This window comes from Acidisoma cellulosilyticum, from assembly GCF_020621385.1.
GTDB lineage: Bacteria > Pseudomonadota > Alphaproteobacteria > Acetobacterales > Acetobacteraceae > Acidisoma > Acidisoma cellulosilyticum.
The window spans coordinates 89,587-107,039 of record NZ_JAESVA010000004.1; the positions used below are offsets into that span (position 1 = coordinate 89,587).

General features: G+C 64.2%; 16 protein-coding genes. 1 reads left to right on the forward strand and 15 read right to left on the reverse strand.

What is annotated here, in order from left to right; translation table 11 throughout:
• Nucleotides 1-31: 31 nt before the first annotated feature.
• From ACELLULO517_RS12745 to ACELLULO517_RS12765, 5 genes are all read right to left on the reverse strand, one after another.
• Nucleotides 32-1,366, reverse strand: coding sequence for an MFS transporter (locus ACELLULO517_RS12745; protein WP_227307777.1), 1,335 nt, complete (start codon nt 1,364-1,366; stop codon nt 32-34).
• Nucleotides 1,367-1,440: 74 nt separating this feature from the next.
• Entirely contained in the window at nt 1,441-2,343 is a 903-nt protein-coding gene (locus ACELLULO517_RS12750; protein WP_227307778.1) for a hydroxymethylglutaryl-CoA lyase, read from the reverse strand.
• Between the two features lie 3 nt (nt 2,344-2,346).
• On the reverse strand, nt 2,347-3,645 hold the full coding sequence (locus ACELLULO517_RS12755) for a hydroxymethylglutaryl-CoA reductase, degradative (RefSeq protein ID WP_227308198.1): 1,299 nt from the start codon (nt 3,643-3,645) through the stop codon (nt 2,347-2,349).
• A 39-nt stretch (nt 3,646-3,684) separates the two neighbouring features.
• Nucleotides 3,685-5,070, reverse strand: a complete 1,386-nt coding sequence (locus ACELLULO517_RS12760) for a tripartite tricarboxylate transporter permease (protein ID WP_227307779.1) — start codon at nt 5,068-5,070, stop codon at nt 3,685-3,687.
• Entirely contained in the window at nt 5,070-5,525 is a 456-nt protein-coding gene (locus tag ACELLULO517_RS12765; protein WP_227307780.1) for a hypothetical protein, read from the reverse strand. Before ACELLULO517_RS12765 ends, ACELLULO517_RS12760 begins: the two co-directional genes overlap by 1 nt.
• Before the next feature lie 201 nt (nt 5,526-5,726).
• Between ACELLULO517_RS12765 and ACELLULO517_RS12770 the strand changes: the two genes are divergently transcribed.
• Nucleotides 5,727-7,118 (forward strand): aminotransferase-like domain-containing protein, encoded by a 1,392-nt coding sequence (locus tag ACELLULO517_RS12770; RefSeq protein WP_227307781.1) that lies wholly within the window; start codon nt 5,727-5,729, stop codon nt 7,116-7,118.
• Between the two features lie 53 nt (nt 7,119-7,171).
• On the opposite strand, the gene ACELLULO517_RS12775 is transcribed toward ACELLULO517_RS12770, so the two are convergent.
• From ACELLULO517_RS12775 to ACELLULO517_RS12820, 10 genes are all read right to left on the reverse strand, one after another.
• A complete protein-coding gene (locus ACELLULO517_RS12775) occupies nt 7,172-8,044 on the reverse strand; it encodes an N-acetylmannosamine kinase (protein ID WP_227307782.1) in 873 nt (290 codons plus the stop codon).
• Complete coding sequence (locus ACELLULO517_RS12780) at nt 8,034-8,879, reverse strand: MurR/RpiR family transcriptional regulator (RefSeq protein ID WP_227307783.1); 846 nt, start codon at nt 8,877-8,879, stop codon at nt 8,034-8,036. The genes ACELLULO517_RS12775 and ACELLULO517_RS12780 overlap by 11 nt, the downstream gene beginning before the upstream one ends.
• A gap of 5 nt (nt 8,880-8,884) precedes the next feature.
• Nucleotides 8,885-9,721, reverse strand: coding sequence for a carbohydrate ABC transporter permease (locus ACELLULO517_RS12785; protein ID WP_227307784.1), 837 nt, complete (start codon nt 9,719-9,721; stop codon nt 8,885-8,887).
• Nucleotides 9,718-10,608, reverse strand: a complete 891-nt coding sequence (locus tag ACELLULO517_RS12790; protein ID WP_227307785.1) for a carbohydrate ABC transporter permease — start codon at nt 10,606-10,608, stop codon at nt 9,718-9,720. The genes ACELLULO517_RS12785 and ACELLULO517_RS12790 overlap by 4 nt, the downstream gene beginning before the upstream one ends.
• Complete coding sequence (locus ACELLULO517_RS12795; RefSeq protein ID WP_227307786.1) at nt 10,605-11,942, reverse strand: ABC transporter substrate-binding protein; 1,338 nt, start codon at nt 11,940-11,942, stop codon at nt 10,605-10,607. Before ACELLULO517_RS12795 ends, ACELLULO517_RS12790 begins: the two co-directional genes overlap by 4 nt.
• 27 nt (nt 11,943-11,969) lie before the next feature.
• Nucleotides 11,970-12,662 (reverse strand): N-acetylmannosamine-6-phosphate 2-epimerase, encoded by a 693-nt coding sequence (locus ACELLULO517_RS12800; RefSeq protein WP_227307787.1) that lies wholly within the window; start codon nt 12,660-12,662, stop codon nt 11,970-11,972.
• Between the two features lie 191 nt (nt 12,663-12,853).
• Nucleotides 12,854-14,281: an MFS transporter gene (locus ACELLULO517_RS12805; RefSeq protein WP_227307788.1), complete on the reverse strand. Its 1,428-nt coding sequence runs from the start codon at nt 14,279-14,281 to the stop codon at nt 12,854-12,856.
• Between the two features lie 30 nt (nt 14,282-14,311).
• Nucleotides 14,312-14,638 carry a DUF4387 domain-containing protein gene (locus tag ACELLULO517_RS12810; protein WP_227307789.1) on the reverse strand — a complete coding sequence of 109 codons (327 nt, stop codon included), beginning with the start codon at nt 14,636-14,638 and terminating at the stop codon, nt 14,312-14,314.
• A gap of 5 nt (nt 14,639-14,643) precedes the next feature.
• A complete protein-coding gene (locus ACELLULO517_RS12815; RefSeq protein ID WP_227307790.1) occupies nt 14,644-16,005 on the reverse strand; it encodes an acyclic terpene utilization AtuA family protein in 1,362 nt (453 codons plus the stop codon).
• Nucleotides 16,006-16,053: 48 nt separating this feature from the next.
• Entirely contained in the window at nt 16,054-17,433 is a 1,380-nt protein-coding gene (locus ACELLULO517_RS12820; RefSeq protein WP_227307791.1) for an LLM class flavin-dependent oxidoreductase, read from the reverse strand.
• Between the last annotated feature and the right edge of the window lie 20 nt (nt 17,434-17,453).

Genomic DNA, 17,453 nt, shown 5'->3' on the forward strand with positions numbered 1-17,453 from the left:
CGGTCGCCAGGCAGCGACCGCCCTTTTTTTGTCAGCGGTGCACATGCTCCAAGATCGTCCGCGGCGGCACATGCTTCATGCAAAGCGCGCAGACGGCGGCGATGAGGGGAGCGGCCACGCACCACATCACCAAAGTCGCCGAATAGCCGGCATGGGAGAGTAGCCAGGGGCCAGTGATGGCCGCGACCATGAAGCCGAACCATTCCGAGGCGCCGACCAGGTTGCAGCCGGTGCCGCGCACGCGGGTCGGGAAGACCTCCGTCGCGAAACCAGCGGCCGAGGTGACATGGCCGAGCGTGAAGAAGTAGAAGCCAGCATAGAAGATCGTCAGCAAGATCCAGCTTGTCGCGGCGAAGGCAAGCAGGGCGCCGGCGCCGGCACCGAGAACCAGAAACAGCGCGCAGATCTCGCGCCGGCCGAACCGCTCGCCGAGGAAGGCTGCCAGAACATAGCCGATGGCGGCGATCGCCGTGGCGATGGCGGAGGAGGTGAAAGTGCCGGTCAGGGAAATGCCGAAATGCTTATAGACGGTCGGGAGATAGCTGATGATGCCCGCCGCGCCGAAAGCATAGACGAAATGCCAGATGGAGATGAAAATCGAGGAGCGGCGCAGATCCGGTTCGAAAAGCTGGCTGATGCGGCTGCCGCGCAGTTCCGTATGCTGCCGCTCGATCGCGACTTCCTCCTGAAAGCGCTTTGTGTCCTCCACATTGCGCCGCGCCCAGATCATCATCAGGACGGGGATCAGGCCGCAGACGAACAGCACACGCCAGCCCCAGCGATCGACGATGGCAAGGGACATCAGCGCGCCCAGGAAGAAGCCGAGCGGATAGCCGATCTGCGCGATGCCGATGAGCCGACCCCTGACAGGCGCCGGTGCTTCCTCGGCCACCATCACCTGACCGGACATCCATTCCGTGGCAGCGCCCACCTGCGTGATCGCGCGGCCCAGCAGCAATACGGCGAAGCCCGGGGCTGCCGCCGTGACGACGCTGCCGAGGGCGGCGGCGAAAAGACAGGCCTGGTAGATGGGCTTGCGGCCGATGCGGTCCATCATCGGGCCGGAGAAAAAGGTCGAGATGGCGCCGACCGCGTAAAGCAGCGTGTAGATCAGCGCGATGTCATTGTCGGAAAGGCCGAGATCCTTCTGGATCAGCGGATAGGTGAAATTGAACAAGCTGCCGTCTGCGTTGACCAGCAGCCAGCCACCCAAAGACAGGATCGTGACGAGCCAGGCGCGGCGCGGCACGCCGGCGAGGCCGAAGACGCCGAGGAAGCCCGTTTGGCGCACGGTGGTGAGGCGGGCTTCCATCGCGCCGCTGGGCTCGAACTGCTCCCGCGCTTTGACGATTTGACTTGGGTCCATGAAAGTTTCCTCCGTTGTTGTTGTTTTTGGAAAGGGCGCGGTTGGTCAGGATTGCGCTATCATCGCTTTGGCCGTCACGGCGCCTGCGCCCGTGCTGCCGCCAGTTTCGAACGCGCCGGGTGGCCCAGACCAGCGACCGCGATTTGTCCGGCCGCGATCAATGCCTCCCGGTCGATCCCGGTCTCGATCCCCATGCCGTCCAGCATGGTGACGAGGTCTTCCGTGGAGACATTGCCGCTGGCGCCGGCGGCATAGGGACAGCCGCCGAGACCGCCGACAGCGGCATCGATCACGGAAACGCCGAGTTCCAGACAGGCAAAGATATTGGCCAAGGCCATGCCGTAGGTGTCGTGGAAATGCAGAGCGAGTGCGGCCATCGGGATGGCCTCAGCCACGGTTTGCAGCATCGCCCGCGCCTTCAGCGGCGTGCCGACGCCGATCGTGTCACCCAGGGAGACTTCGTAGCAGCCAAGCTGCATCAAGGCCTGCGAGACATCCCGGACGCGGCTGACCGGTACATCGCCCTCATAGGGGCAGCCGAGCACGCAGGAGACATAGCCGCGCAGCCGAACGCCGTCCTGTGCTGCCGCTTCCGCGACCGGACGAAACCGGTCCAGGCTCTCGGCGATCGAGCAATTGATGTTGCGTTGGCTGAAGCTTTCGGATGCGGCCGCGAAGATGGCAACCTCCCGCGCGCCGGCAGCACGGGCCTCGCTATAGCCTTTCATATTGGGTGCCAGCACCGGATAGGCGATGCCGGCATCAAGATCGAGCCCGGCCAGGACCGAAGCGGTATCCGCCATCTGCGGCACCCATTTGGGGGAGACGAAGCTGCCGGCCTCGATAATGGTGAGGCCGGCTTGCACGAGGCCCTGAATGAGGGCGATTCGCCTCTCGGTCGGCAGGATGCGCGCTTCGTTCTGCAGCCCGTCACGCGGGCCGACCTCGACGATGCGCACCCGCCGGGGGAAGGACATGGCTCAGCCCTCGCCGCGCAGGCGCGCAAGCTCTTCGGCTGCGACATCCTGTCGGACCTGGCGCTTCTCCACGAGGATTTTGGCGAGGCGCTGCACCTCATCCCCCACGGCGCCTACAACCATCGCCACGTTATGCGCATGCAAGGCCATATGGCCCTGCTGGATGCCGACGGTCGCCAGCGCCTTCAGGGCGCCGAAATTCTGGGCGAGGCCGACCGCCGCGATGATGCGCGCCAGTTCCGAGGCCGTGGCGACGCCCATGATCTTCAGCGCGGCCTGGGCGGAGGGATGCACTTTGGTGGCGCCGCCCACCAGACCCACCGGCATCGGCATTTCCAAGGTGCCGACCAGCGATCCATCGGCGTCCACTTCATAGGTGCTGAGGCTGGTATAGCGGCCGGAACGCGCCGCGAAGGAATGGGCGCCGGCCTCGACCGCGCGGGTGTCGTTGCCGGTTGCCAGAACAATGGCGCTGACGCCGTTCATGATGCCCTTGTTATGCGTCGCCGCGCGGTAGGGGTCCGCCGCCGCGAAGCGATAGGCAGAGATCATACCGTCCCGCACCGCTTCGCCGCCGATCGCATCCAGCGTCCAAGTGGCCCGCGCGCGCGCCAGGCGACGATCCGCGAGATTGGACAAAATGCGCAGATAAACCTTGCCGCCGGTCCATTCCGCGATGGACGGGGCAAGCCGCTCCGCCATGGTATTGACCGTATTCGCGCCCATGGCATCGCGCGTATCGACGATGATATGCGTGATCACCATGGGGCCGCCTTCGGCTTCGATGACGCGAACCTCAAGATCCCGGAAGCCGCCGCCAAGGCGTACCAGCATCGGGTCGCAGCCGTTGCAGACCTCCTCGATTTTGTCGCGCTGTTCCAGAATGCGGATGCGGGCGGCCTTCGGGTCACTGACGCCGACAAGCTGGATCTGCGCGATCATCAGCGTGCCGGACATCGACGTGATGAAGCCGCCGGAATCGTAGCACTGGCGCGCGGAATTGCAGACGGCGGCGACGACGGAGGATTCCTCGGTCGCCATCGGCACCAATACGTCCCGTCCGTCGACCTTCACATTGGTCGCGATGCCGATCGGAATGCTGATGGAGGAGATGACATTCTCGATCATGTGGTCGGCGGTATGAAGGTCAAGGCTGCCGGGCTTGCCAAGCTGTTCGACACTGGCGCCATCAAGCCCCACCGCGCGCTGCACGGTCGCGAGCCTCTCGGCCGGCGTCATTTTATGAAAACCGCTGATGCGCGAATTAACGGTATTGGACATCAAATCATCTCCATGATGTATGCGGAAGGTTGAGCTGTCCCCGTCTTGATCCGGGACAGGTCAACCAACGAAAAGCTTGATGAGTGCGGGCATGCCGAGAGCGGCCGCGTAATAGCCCATGAACTGGACCCCGGTATTGAAACCGATCACGCGATAGAGCAGACCACCGAAGAGCCCGACGGTGAGGATCACCAGCAGGCCGAGCGCGCCGCCTTCCCACAATCCGATGACGAGGACGAGGCCGAAGAAGGTGCCGATGATGGCTTCGTGGCTGACCCTGCGGGACACGAAAGAGGCGGCGGCATGGGCATAGTTCATGGCGAAGGGATAGGCGACGACCGCACCGAGGATGACGGCGAGAAGGCCGTACAGCAGAAACTGCATCGGCGTCATCATCGTATGCAGGTTGACGACATGGCCGGTTGCCGAATCCACCGAAAAGCGCGGCGGCGCGTTGAACAGGGGGGCCGCCGGCCCTGCGGCCACTGGGCTGAGCGGCAAGCCGAAGGCGACGAGCGGGATCAGGGCTTCGGCGATATAGGTCGCTTCCGTCACGCCGTTGCGCACGCTGATGACGGTGGTCAGCCGATGATAGGCATGTTTGATGCGGGAGGCGACGACTTCACCCAGAATGACCGTCATCGCGACCGGGCTGAAGACGAAGGTGGCGCTGGAGATGGCGGCTGCCGCGATGGTCCAGCGGATCTGAACGCCGTCGAGCACGCGGAACGGGTTCGGAAAATACCCCGACCAACTCTTCACATCCGGTGCAAGCGAGAAGCGGCGCGGTGCGTCGCGCAGCATATGGCGGCGCTCGACGGGGGAGAGGACCGCGATAAGGTCCGCGATCAGCGGGCTGACCGCGATGCCGAGGAAGTAGCTGACCCCGAGCTTGACGCCGAATTTCGCCGTGAAGCTCTGCAGCGCGCTGATGACGAGCACGAAGGGGATGAGCGCCAGAACCGAAGCCCAACGCCCGGCCGAGAAATAGGCGATGAGGAGGGCAGCCGCGAGAAAGATCCAAGGCGCGCCCTTCATGATCATCTGGCCGAAGGGTGCCAGCAGCAGCGCGAAGCCGATCGACAGCGGCACGGCAACCACGGCCGCGATGACGGCGCTGGAGATCATCTTGCGCAATGCGATATGCGGAATCCCGAGGCGCTTGAGGGCCGTCGCCTGCGGCATCAGCGGCACGGCCATGGTGTCGCCCGGAATGCCCAGGAGCGCGGTCGGCACGGCATGCGTGATGTGTTTGGAGACCGCGGCGGCCAGCCAGAAGGTGAAAATGCCGGTGGGCGGCACGCCCAGCAGGACGACGAGCAGGGTGAGGGGCGCGATGGTCGTCGTCTCATCCGTGCCGGAGACGAGGCCGATGGCCGAGAACAGCACCGAGCCGACGAGGCCCATGCCAAGACCCCAGAACAGATCGGGCAGGAAGCTGTGCATCAGACAACCTCCCCACGCGCGGCCCGGTTTGCGACGTCAAGCAGTCCGAGGGCCCGCATTTCGCGCTCGACGGCGGGGGTGAGGTGGGCCGAGAGGCCAAGCGGACCGCTTTCGGCCTCAAGCAACGCGATGGCTTCCTGGCGCCAGGCGATGTCGTCTTCCTCCACCATTTGCCGCTTGGGCTTGAAGCGCCAGGCGCAGACGGTGCCACCGACAACGCAACCGACCAGCCCGGCCAGCATGGCGTAGGCATGCGCGACGGAGGGCTTTGCGACGAAACTCGCAAAGACGAAGCCCGCGAGGATGTAGATGGCAAGGCTGATGACAGCGCCGATGACCATGGCCCCAGCCAGATGCCGCAGATCGACGACGTCACCCCAAAGCTCCGCATAGATGGGATCGGTGCCAGGTCGCGCCGCCTGCACATCTCGAATAGCCTGGTCCTGTCCCGCCACCGCTTCCCCCTTCACCATTGCGTTCGCGCGGGGAAACAGGACCGGAGGGTCTGGGCAGACTATGCCAAGCCTTGTCGATCCTCCCGCGGACGAGCCGGTTTCCCCAGCCAATTGACGTAAGGTGACCAAGTCTGCGTAGCATGCACAAGAGACAATTCGGGCCCTTCGGACCCGACCTGTCCCAGTCAGTTGGGTGGTACAATGCCGCGTCACGAAAACGATCTGGGTGCCAGTCGCACGCAGCGCCTGGTGGCGACGCTGGCGCGCATGCTGGAAGCGGGTGCGCCCAAGCCGGGTGAGCGGCTGCCTTCGGTCCGTCAGGCGGCAGAGACCCATGGCGTATCCAAGAACACCATGGCCGAAGTCTATGACAGGCTGGTCGCGTCCGGCCATCTGGAGGCAAGACGGGGGGCGGGATATTTCGCCCGCACCCATCCCGCCAAGTCCCCTCGTTGGGAGGCGCCGCATGTCTCCCAGGCGATCGACCTTGTGTCGCTGTTGCGGGAGCAACTGGACCAGCATTACGCCGTGCGCCCGGGTGACGGCCGGCCGCCGGCCTCCTGGATGGAAAAATCGGAGCTCGGGGCGCATTTCCGGGCCGTGCGGGACGGGCAGTCCGGTTCCGTGGAATTCGGCTATGGCAGTTCCTGGGGCTATCTGCCGCTGCGCGAAAGGATCAGCCTCATGCTGGAGGAACGCTCCATCCAGAGCGGCCTGGACCAGCTGTTGCTGACGCATGGCGCCAATCATGCGTTGGACCTTATCATCCGCCGCTTCGTCGAGCCGGGCGACGTGGTTTTTGTCGATAGCCCCGGCTATTACCCGTTATTTGGCAAGCTGAAACTGGCCAAGGCCCAGATCATCGGCATCACGCGTCGGCCCGACGGGCCGGATCTGGACGAGCTCGCCGCACAGTTGAAAGATCATCAACCGCGCTTGTTCTTTACCCAGTCACTGGCGCATAACCCGACCGGCGGTTCCATGGGCATGCATGTCGCCCACAGCTTGCTGCGTGCCGCCGAAACGCATGATTTTCAAATCGTGGAGGATGACGCATTCGCGGATATTCTGCCGCCCCTTCTGCCGCGACTGGCAGCCTTCGATCAATTGCGCCGCGTCATCTATGTCGGCACGTTTGCCAAGACACTCTCAGCCTCGCTCAGGGTGGGCTATATCGCGGGCGACCGGGAAACGGTATCGGCCCTCAGCGATATCAAGCTTGTGACGACGGTCGCGACCTCGGACTTTGCCGAGCGTCGGGTCTATGATCTGATCGCCGGCGGACATTACCTGCGGCATCTGAGGCGATTAAGACAGCGCGTGAAAGACGCGACCGCCGAGGCGCTGCAGCAGTTACGGGAAACGCCGCTGGTCTTTCCGCAGACGAGCTATGGCGGTTTCTATCTATGGGCGGAGCTTCCCCACAATGCAGATGAACTGGCGCTCTGTGCCAGGGCCGCCAATGAAGGCATATTCCTGGCACCCGGTTGCGTCTTCCGCCCGGACAGATCAACGACCAATCCAGCCCTGCGATTGAATGTCGCACACGCGAACGATCCACGATTTCTCGAATTTCTGCGCCAGGCCCTGTGAGGGGAGCCGCGCGCGACAGATTTGGGGGCGTTTCCAACTCAACCTGACGGCCTCTAAGAGGACGCCAAGTCCGCCACGCCCACGAGGCCTGCATCGGCACCGAGCCTGGCTGCGCGGATGCCAAGCCGCAACCGCGCCGGCGCCTGCGCCATGGCGGTGTCGATGCGCGCGAGAAAACCCGTCGCGAGGCCAACGCTGCCACCGATGACCGCGCAATCCAGCTCCAGCGCTGCATGCAGGCTGCAGAGGACCGAAGCAATCGACTGGGCAGCGTCATCCAACACCGCCGCCGCCTGCGCGTCGGTTGTGGCCGCCCGGAACAAGTCTTCGCAGGTCAATGCCCGCCCCAGACGGCGCGCGCCCGCGCGTTCCAAGGCAGGGCCGGACGCCACGGCCTCCAGACAGCCATATCGGCCGCAGCCGCATAACGGGCCTGCGGGGTCGGCCAGGATATGGCCCACATGTCCGGCGAGGCCGCCCGATCCGGTTCGCAGCCTGCCATCCAGCACCAGCCCGCCGCCGATCCCGGTGGAGACGGTGAGGAAGAGCATGGAGCCGGTGCCCTGGCCCGCGCCGTGGCGGTATTCGCCCCAGGCCGCGGCCTGTGCGTCATTCATCGCGCGCACCGGCACGCCGAGGCGCGCGCCGAGCAGCGCCTCGATCGGCAGGCCGAAGGGCACATCGAGCGTCTTGGGGTTGATGGCCGTCAGCCGCCCCTGATCGACGAGCCCCGTCGTCGCGAGGGCGACCACACCATCCGCCCAGTCGCCCGCAAGGCCAGCGATCGCCGCCAGGACATCGTCGAAATTTCCGGTGCGGGGCGTCGGCACCTGGCGCCGTTCCAGAATCCGCGCGCCTTGCACCCGTGCGGCGGCGATTTTGGTGCCGCCGAGGTCGATCGCGGTCGTGGGCCCATCAATAGCCACGGTCGGCCACACTCCGCGCGGTATTGGCGATCGCATCCCGCGTTGCGGGATCTGCCCGCGCCATGGTCTCGAACAGAAGATCGACGACCAGGAACTGGCTGACCTTGGATGCGAAGGCGCCGCCGGTCAGCGGCGTTTCCGCCGCCGCCGCCAGCAGCACGGCATCGGCCTGCGCCGTCAGCGGGCTGCGCGACCGGTTGGTGATGGCGACGACATAGGCGCCGGCATCCCGCGCTAATTGTGCCGCGCGCACGGCGTCCAGCGTCGAGCCGGAACTGGAGACGATGATGGCGACATCGCCGGCCGCAAGGCCCGCCGCCGCCATGGCACCCATATGCGCGTCCTCATGCGCGACCGCCGCCTGACCAAGCCTTGTCAGCTTGTATTGCATATACCGCATGGTGACCGCGGAGGCGCCGACACCGAGCACCAGCACGCGCCTTGCATTGGCCAGGCGGTCGGCGACGGTGGTGATGAGGTCGGGGTCGAGCAGCGCCTCCGTCTCGCGCAACGCCGTCACCGCCTGTTCCACCATGCCGCCAAGGCGGCCCCATTTGCCGGAAGGCACAGTGCGCGGTTCCGTCGTCGCCAATTCGGTCGCGAGTGCCAGTTTGAAGCCCTGGAAGCTCTCATAGCCCTGGTCGCGGCAGAAACGGATGACGCTGGCGTCTGACGAGCCCGCCGCTTCGGCCAGTTCAATGACCGTCTGGCTGAGGATGCGCTCCGGCGCCTCCAGCACAGTCTCGGCGATACGGGCAAGTGCCGGCGACAAGGCGGGCAGGGAGGCGCGCAGCTCCGCCAATACCCGCCGTCCTGTCGTTACCGGTTTGCGCATCACGCTCATCCCTTGACAGCGCCGGCCGTCGTCGCGCGGGCTAGGAACCGGTGGCTTGCCAGGCCCAGCAGCAGCGGCGGCAGGACGCTGACGACCATGGCCGCCGCCGTCGCGCCCCAGCGCACGCCCCAGGAGGTGATGAAATAGGTGGCGCCCACGGTCACCGGCGTCGCGTGACGCGTGGTCAGGATGAGCGCGAACAGGAATTCGTTCCAGGCATAGATGAAGCTGAGGATCGCGACCGCCATGATGCTGGGTCGCGCCAGGGGAATGATGACGAGGCGCAGAATGCCGAGCAGGGTGGCGCCATCCACCCGCGCGGCCTCGTCCAGCTCGCGCGGCAATTCGCGCAGGAAGCCGACCAGCATGATGAGGGCGAGCGGCAGGTTGATGAGACAGCCGATGATCATCATGCCCAGCCGCGTGTCCAGCAGCCCCAGCGCCTGATAGGCGAGATAGAAGGGAATGGCGAAGATCACCAGCGGCAGAACGCGCAGGTTGGTCACCGCCGGCAGCAGGAAGCTTGCGCCGATACCAAGCCGTGCGATGGCATAGGCCGCCGGAAGCGCCAGCGCGATCGTCAGCAGCGTGGCGCCGAGCGCGATGCTGGTGGAATTGACGAGGTAATGCGGAAAATCGAGCGTCGGATCGCTGAAGATCTCGGCGTAATGCATAAAGGTCGGGTGGAAGAGCCAGATCGGCGGCGAGGCGTTGATATCGGCATCCGTCTTCAGCGAGGTCAGCAGCGTCACGATGACGGGCAGGTTCAGCAGCAGAACTGCCAGAAGATAGACGAGCCAGCGCAGCCCCTGCGCCGCGCGGGTGCGATGGCGGCGTTTCATGCGGGCTCGTTCCGTAGCAGACGGGTCAGGCTGACGCGCAGCAGGAGCACGGCGGCGACGAGCAGAAGCAGCGAGGCCGCGACCGCCAGGCCGATCTGCTGCTTTTCGAAAAAGGCTCGGTAGATATAAAGGCTCATGCTCGTCGTCATGGTGCCGGGCCCGCCGCCTGTCAGCACATAGATCTGATCGAAGACGCGGAAACTGTCGATGAAACGGATGAAGGCCGTAATGCCGAGTGCCGGCAGCATCAGCGGCCAGGTCACGAAGCGGAACACGGACAGCGACCCGCCCCCGTCGATACGTGCGGCCTCGACGAGTTCGGCGGGAATGGCCTGATAGGCTGCGAGCAGCGCCAGCAACGCGAAGGGAGTCCATTGCAGCACCTCGATGACAACGAGCGTGCCGAAGACGCATTGCGGGCCGAGCAGATTGGCGTCGATCCCGATCATGTCGAGATATTGCGGAATGATGCCGACGAAATCATTCAGCATCAGGCGGTACATGATGCCGATCAGCGCGGGTGAGATCATCATCGGCAGGATGAGGAAAGCGATCAGCCAGCCGTGACGTTCCAGCAGCGGGTTGAGGATCAGGACGAGCGCGAAACCCAGCGCCACTTCCGCGACGGTCGCGATGACGGCGAAGCGGAGCGAAAAGCCGGCGGCCTGCCAGAAGACCGGGTCTTGCAGCACATCCACGAAATTGCCGAGCCCCCGCCAATGCGGCGACCACAGCGCGGTGAAGCTGACCGTGCTGACGCTATAGACAAGGTCGGTCGCCAAGGGAAAGCCGAGGGTGATGACGAGGAAGGCGATAAGCGGGGCGAGCAGCCAATAGCCCGCCCGTCGTTCCTGCCCGAAGGCGATGGTGCGCCCCGCTGCGCTCACTTCTGCGCCATGGCCGCGGTCATGCCCGCCTGCGCTTGTGCCATGGCCTTCTCGACGGGAACCTGGCCCGCCCAATAGGCGGAAAAGGCATCGGCCAGCGCGGTATAGACCGGCAAAGCGTAAGGCGCCGTGCCGCCCTTGACGACGAAACCGTATTGCGACGCGTAGTTGCCGATCAGTTTGAATTCCGGCCGCTTTGTAGACAGGGCCTGCAGGACAGAAGGCATGGGCGGCGTGCCGCCGGCTTCGCCATAGACGGTCATGGCGGCCGGCGTCGCCAGCCAGGCGAGGAACTTCCCGGCATCGGCCTGATGCAGGGAGGCCTTGTTCAGCCCGATGCCGAGCGAATGCACATGCGTCTTATGGCCAAGACTGCCGGCCGGCAGCGGCGCCAAACCGATCTTGCCCGCGACGACGGGCGATTTCGTGGGATCGTTCAACTCGGCATAGGCCGCGTTCCATTGCAGGATCATCGCCGTCTGGCCGGATTGGAACGCCTCGTTCGTCTCAGGGAATTCGTAGGAGATCGAAGCCGGCGATGTCGCCTTGTCATCGACCAGCGTCTTGTAGATTTCGAGGCCGGTTTTGGTGGCCGGGCTATCGATCTCGGGCTTGCCCGCCGCATCCAGCCAGTTGCCGCCGTTGGAGACCAGCGTCGCCTGCCAGAGCATGATATTGAAGATAAGGTCCTTCATCTGCAGCGCGGTGCCGTAGCGTGTGGGGCTGGCCTTATTGTCGGCGCGGCTGAAGAACAGGGCCGCCGCCTCGAAATCCTGCCAGGTCCAATCCGCCGGGTCCTTGGGTGTGAGCGCTGCGCCGAGCTTTGCCTGTGCGATCGCCGTGTATGTCTTCTGCCAGGCGGGATCGGCCAGAAGCTTGGCGATGAGGTCCTTGCGGTAATAGAGGAAATGCAGCGAAATATCGGTCGGCACGCCATAAAGCTTACCGTTATAGCTCAGCGAATTGAGGGAGACCGGCGCGAATTGTGCGCTCATTTCCGGCGTCACATATGGGTTGATCGGCGCGAGATAAGGCGCGTAGCGGCCGATCGTATAGGTCGTTACCAGCGAGAGATCGAAATCCTTGGAGCCGGCTGCAAGGTCCAGCAGCTCCTTATCGAAATAGCCCTGTCGGCTGAACAGAAGCTGCTTCACCGTGACATGATCGGTCTTGCCCTGGCCGGCATTATAGGCGTCGATCGCCTTCTGCATGGCCTCGCTTTCCGGCCCCGGCCAGAACAGCAGCGTGACGTCCCCAGCGAAGGCCGGACGGATGGCGGCGGCGGCGGCAAGGGCCGCGCCGGCGAGCAGGCTCAATCTCAGGCTCTTCCACATAGAGAGATCCTCGGGCCTTGGTCAGGGTTAAGGGGTCAACGCATCCAGGAACCAGCGGGTGACATGCTCGGGCCGCGTGATGGCGGAGCCGACGACGACGGCATGCGCGCCAGCCGCGATGGCCGCAGCCGCGTTCGCCGGCGTGCGGACATTGCCTTCGGCAATCACGGTAAAGCCCCGCGCGGCGAGGCTCGCAACAAGATCGAGGTCCGGCGCCGTCCGTTCGGGGGCTTCCGGGTCCGTATAGCCCGACAAGGTCGAGGCCAGGATCTCGGCGCCTGCTGCCGCCGCCGCCTCGCCTTCGGCGACGGTCGAGACATCCGCCATGGCGATGGCGCCATGGGCATGGATAAGCGCGATCATCTCGGCGACCGGAACCGGCCGGTGGCGATCCGTGGCGTCGAAGGCGATGATGGGCGCGCCGGCGCGGACGAGCCCGTCGATATCCGACAGCCGCGGGGTGATGCGCACCGGGCTGTCCGGCAGATCGACCTTCACGATGCCGATGACAGGCCGGGTAACGGCCGCGCAGACTGCCGCGACACGCGCAACACCTTCGATACGCAGCCCGACGGCGCCTTCCCCCAGCACGGCTTGGGCCAAGGCGACGACGAAGGCGGTCTCGTCCAAGGGCCCGCCGGTGACCGGCTGGCAGGAGACGATAAGGCCGCCACGCAGCGGCGCCAGGACGTCCAGGATGGTGGAGGGGCTCGCGGGCATCGGCGCTCTAAAGTTTTACGACATAAATATGGCGCTTCGTGAAAATTCCCGTCAAGAAATTTGTGCGATGGCGGCTTGTGATGATTCTGCCCGATCCCGGGTGCAGGAATCGGATCTCAGCTTCAAGCGTGTTGCGTCCATCCGCCTGTTACGCGAGCGGACGATGCTGGCCGACCTGACTGTGATCTACTCTAACCGTCGCGTCCAAGACCGCTCGTCACCGCTTCCAGCGCTGCGCCCTTTGTCTCGACGCCCAGGATCATGACCACCAGACCCTGCACGAGCAGTCCGAGGGAAATGAGGCCGAGCACTGCCGTGACGCCGCCATGGGCGTAAAGCAGCGCGATCAGGAAGGGGATGCCGACATTGGCAAGCCGTCCTGTCGTGCTGCACAGGCCCACGCCACGCAGCCTTATCTCCGTCGGGAAAAGCTCCGGCACATAGCCGCCGATGCTGAGCGCCCCGAGCACGAAGATAGAAGCCACCAGGAAAAAGCCGATCGTCATGACAAGATAGGGGGCTAAGGCGAAGGGGTAGATGAGGCCGAGCACAAGCGCCAGGAAGGAGAAGATGACTGTCCCCTGCCGGCGCCCGAGCGATTCCGAGACCGCGTATCCCAACAGTGAGCCGCAAGGCGCGCCGAGCGTCATGACGGCGGTAAAGCTGAGTGAGCGCGTGACCGTCAATCCATGCGCGATAAAGAATGTCGGCATCCAGGTGATGAAGCCATGGGTGATGAGGTTGTTGACGACGTTGATGCACATGCCCGTGACCGTGCGGCTGAGCATGCCGCCTTGGAACAAGCGTGACAGGGGCAGGACAGGGGCCTGCGCGGGCGGCGCCGCTGGTGCCGGAAACTCCGGCAAGGGCTCATGCGCCGGCCCAAGTGCGTCTTGCTCGATCCGGCGCAGGATCTCCTCCGCTTCCGCGTAACGCCCCTTCGACTCAAGCCAGCGCGGGGATTCCGGCATGGTCTTGCGCAGGAACCAGATGAATCCGGCGCCGACCGCCGCCAAGGCAAACATCCAGCGCCATCCGAGATAAGGGATGATGATCAGCCCACCGAAGGTCGAGACCAGCAGGGCAGAGTTGGTAAAGAGATTGAGCAGCGCGGCATAGCGGCCGCGAAGGCGGGGCGGCATGAATTCGGCCATGGTGCCATAGCCCACGACGATTTCCGCGCCGAGGCCCAGTCCCATCACGAAGCGGAAGACGATCAACCATCCGATGGATGGCGCGAGTGCCGCGCAGAGCGACGCGAGGGCGAAGATCGCGAGATTGAACTGGTACGAGAAGCGGCGCCCGAAGCGGTCTCCGAGCACGCCGGAGAACCAGGCCCCTATCGTCATGCCCGCGAAGGTCGCCGACAGGAACAAGGCATTACCGTCGACGGTGGAGACACCGGTATGGACAAGCGCCCCGAGCACCCCGCCCGCCAGATAGATGTCGAAACCGTCGAAAAACATGCCTGAACCGATCAGGAACAGCATCCGCCGGTGAAACCGGCTTGGCGGCAGACGATCGAGCCTCTCACCGACCGAACGGCTCATGCCATGCATGGCGCTTTTCCCTTTTGGATTGGTCGATTTGCCGGCGTATTTGCCCCGGGCGGAAGGCAAGGCGGATTGCGCCTTCCGCCACCGATGAGGCTAGCGGGGTAGAGTGTTCAACGGAATCTCGACGTCGAGCAGCGGCGCATGCTGCTGAGCGCCATAGACATCCGTATCCCCGATGTCGCCGGCGGGGACGAGACGCGGCAGCGTCGCCTTGAAGGCCGAGGCCGCGTCATAGGGCGTGAACAGAACGTCGGCTTCAGCGACCCCGTAGAGCTTGGCGAATAGGGCAGCGTTCAATACGCCCGTCGCCTTGACTTGCCGATAGAGATGCGGGTCCTCGAACAGGACGTCGATCGTCACCATGAAGGGGCCGGCATTCTTGCTTTTGCAGATTTGCGCAATGTCTTTGATACGGGGCATGGCACTCACACGGTTTCGTATTCGATGGGGAACATTTCGTACGGATCGCGGGGGGCGACGACATGAAAGACGCTGAACCGGAACATCGGCCCAAGCTCGATGTCGGACGGGCTGAAGGGAAAGGCCATATTGCCTTCCTTGCAGAGCCGGCCAGGGAAATCGGCGTGAAGCATGGAAGTTCTGGCCATGGCGACTACCGCATTCGCGATATCCTGCGTCTTCCCGACGACTTCGATGACAAAGCCGAGTTCGTGGGAGCGGATCTCCGTCTCAGGCTCCCAGCCGGCCATGACGCCGTTCTTCCCGTAAGTCCGCACGACCATGGTATAGTCCGAGGCCGGCACGCCGAAAGCTGCTGCCTTGATGGCTATTTTGCTGCGATGTGTTTCCAGATAATCGTCGATTTGACTGATCAGAACCGGGTCACGCGTCCCACAAATCGTGATGGCACGATAGCCCGCGCGTTCGACACCTTCGAGCTTGACTGTATAGGTCTCCGCCGGGGTCCAGGTCATGCCGCTGATCTTCACGGCGCGGTCGCTCACCGCTTCGAAGACGCAATCGGTCGTGTCCAGCATGCCGCCGGGTTCGGTATGGTGGATCGGGCTGCTATTCTCATGCAACGCGAAATTGGCAACCGCGAGCGGCGTCGACCGGCGGATCGGGTTCGGTGGCTCGCAGATGATGTGATCCGGGCGGACACGGAGAAAGATATTGTCCGGCTCCTTGGGCACGGTCGGCTCGGCCCCGCATTCCAGCATCTTGCCGGCATACCAGGAGGGGGCCGGCGGCAGGCCGGCGCGAATAGCGGGCGCGGCCCATTGCGCTGGGTCGCTGCTGCGGCCTGCGAGAATGACCTGCGCGCCTTGGTCGAGGGCGCGCGCGATGGGTTCGGGACCCATCATGCCAACGATTCTCTCGGCACGCCGCACCGTCTCGGCGTCGAGCGGTTTCATCCGCGCGAGCGGCCGCGTTGTCCCCGCATCGATATAGTGTATCAGCGTCTCGGCGCTTTGTTCGGCATGGATCAAGGCCATGCGGAAGGACAGGCCTTCCTCGCGCGCAATCTCACGCACGATGGCCGCCGTATCCTGCAGATGCGGCTCACCGCCCGCGCCGCCCGAGGTCCCGATGATGCAGGGAATGCGGGCTGCGACGGCGGCCAGCAGCATCAGCCGCAGATCGCGCTTGACCGAAAGGCGGGAGGTGAAGGATTTGCCGGCGCCGAGGTAATAAGGGCCGGGGTCCGTGCTGCCGCCGTCGCAGCCGATGACATGCGGTTCCCATGTCATGCCGATTTTCAGCGATTCCTCGGCATACCCGTAGCCCAGGATGCCGCTTGTCGAGAGCATTCTATATTCGTTCAAGGCAAGCTCCTGTTCGATCCTATCGGAATGAATGATGCGGTCGCAAAATCAGGACGCTTTCCGCAGATCCGAGATCTTCCAGTCTCCCGCCGCAGGACGCGGAAGACCGAGATTTTCCCGCAGCGTGGTGCCAGTATAATCGCGATGATAGAGGCCACGGCGCTGAAGTTCCGGCACCACGTAATGGACGAAATCCTCGAAGGCGCCGGGCGTATGCGTGGCGGCGAGCACGAAACCGTCGCAGGCGCGCGCCGTGAACCACTCCTCCATCTGATCGGCGACCATGCTGGGCGTGCCGCAGAAGATCGGAAATTCGCCGATCGTGCCGCGACCCGAGAAATGGACGAAGTCGCGCACGGTGGGGTTGGGCTTGCCGCTAAGGGAAATCACGCGTTCGCGGAAGCCGGTCCAGGAGATTGTCTTCAGTTCCTCATCGGTGAATTCGGAGTCCAGATCCTTGCTGCCGAAATCGAAATTCAGCGCTTCGGAGAGGAGCACGACGGCATCGATCGGTTTGGCCAGCGCACGGATATATTCCCGCTTCTCCTCGGCCGCGGACTGGCTGTCGGCGACGCAGACGTAACAGGCCGGGCAGACGCTGACGAGGTCGGGGTCGCGCCCCGCCGCTGCGGCAGCGGCCTTCACCGCGGCATATTGCTCCTTGCCGGCGGCAAGATTGGGGTAGACTACGAAAATCAACTCGCCCCAGCGGCCGGCAAAGGCTCGCCCGCGACCGCTTTGGCCGGCCTGGATCAGCACCGGCTGTCCCTGCGGCGACCGGGGTACCGGCAGCGGTCCCTTGGCGGAAAAGTACTGGCCCTTGTGGTTCAAGGCATGAACCTTCGCGGGATCGGCGAATCGTCCGCTTGCCTTATCGATGATCAGCGCATCATCCTGCCAACTGTCCCAAAGGCCGAGGACAACTTCCATGAACTCATCAGCGCGATCATAGCGCACGTCATGCGGCAAATGACCGACGCGCCCGAAATTCTCCGCCTCGGAATTATTGAGCGAGGTGACGACATTCCATGCCGCACGCCCCTTCGTCATCAGATCCAGGGTCGCGAACATGCGCGCGACGTGGAACGGCTCGTAATAGGTTGTGGAATAGGTGATACCGAGGCCGAGACGGCTGGTGACGGCCCCTATCATGGTGATGATCGTAGCTGGATCCATCTTGACGACGCGCACGCCGTTGGCAACCGCATCGCGGTAATCATCGCTGTAGATATCAGGCAAGGCGAGGCGGTCATCGAAGAAGGTCAGGTGGAAGCGGCCGTCCTCCATCAATCGTCCCAGGCGCTGGAAATATTCAGGCGATGTAAAGTCGACGGCACCGGCGGGATGCCGCCAGGAGCCGGGTGCGATGGAGCAGTTCTGTGCCTGCAGGAAACCGACCATTTTGATCTGTCGCTTGGCATTGCTCATGCGAGCTCTCCTGTCTTGCC

What these genes read in the sequence shown, in the direction of transcription:
- ACELLULO517_RS12745 (WP_227307777.1), bottom strand. Translation starts at nt 1,366, where the DNA reads ATGGACCCAAGTCAAATCGTCAAAGCGCGGGAGCAGTTCGAGCCCAGC.
- ACELLULO517_RS12750 (WP_227307778.1), bottom strand. Translation starts at nt 2,343, where the DNA reads ATGTCCTTCCCCCGGCGGGTGCGCATCGTCGAGGTCGGCCCGCGTGAC.
- ACELLULO517_RS12820 (WP_227307791.1), bottom strand. Translation starts at nt 17,433, where the DNA reads ATGAGCAATGCCAAGCGACAGATCAAAATGGTCGGTTTCCTGCAGGCA.
- ACELLULO517_RS12810 (WP_227307789.1), bottom strand. Translation starts at nt 14,638, where the DNA reads ATGCCCCGTATCAAAGACATTGCGCAAATCTGCAAAAGCAAGAATGCC.
- ACELLULO517_RS12780 (WP_227307783.1), bottom strand. Translation starts at nt 8,879, where the DNA reads ATGCGCAAACCGGTAACGACAGGACGGCGGGTATTGGCGGAGCTGCGC.
- ACELLULO517_RS12760 (WP_227307779.1), bottom strand. Translation starts at nt 5,070, where the DNA reads ATGCACAGCTTCCTGCCCGATCTGTTCTGGGGTCTTGGCATGGGCCTC.
- ACELLULO517_RS12795 (WP_227307786.1), bottom strand. Translation starts at nt 11,942, where the DNA reads ATGTGGAAGAGCCTGAGATTGAGCCTGCTCGCCGGCGCGGCCCTTGCC.
- ACELLULO517_RS12770 (WP_227307781.1), top strand. Translation starts at nt 5,727, where the DNA reads ATGCCGCGTCACGAAAACGATCTGGGTGCCAGTCGCACGCAGCGCCTG.
- ACELLULO517_RS12785 (WP_227307784.1), bottom strand. Translation starts at nt 9,721, where the DNA reads ATGAAACGCCGCCATCGCACCCGCGCGGCGCAGGGGCTGCGCTGGCTC.
- ACELLULO517_RS12800 (WP_227307787.1), bottom strand. Translation starts at nt 12,662, where the DNA reads ATGCCCGCGAGCCCCTCCACCATCCTGGACGTCCTGGCGCCGCTGCGT.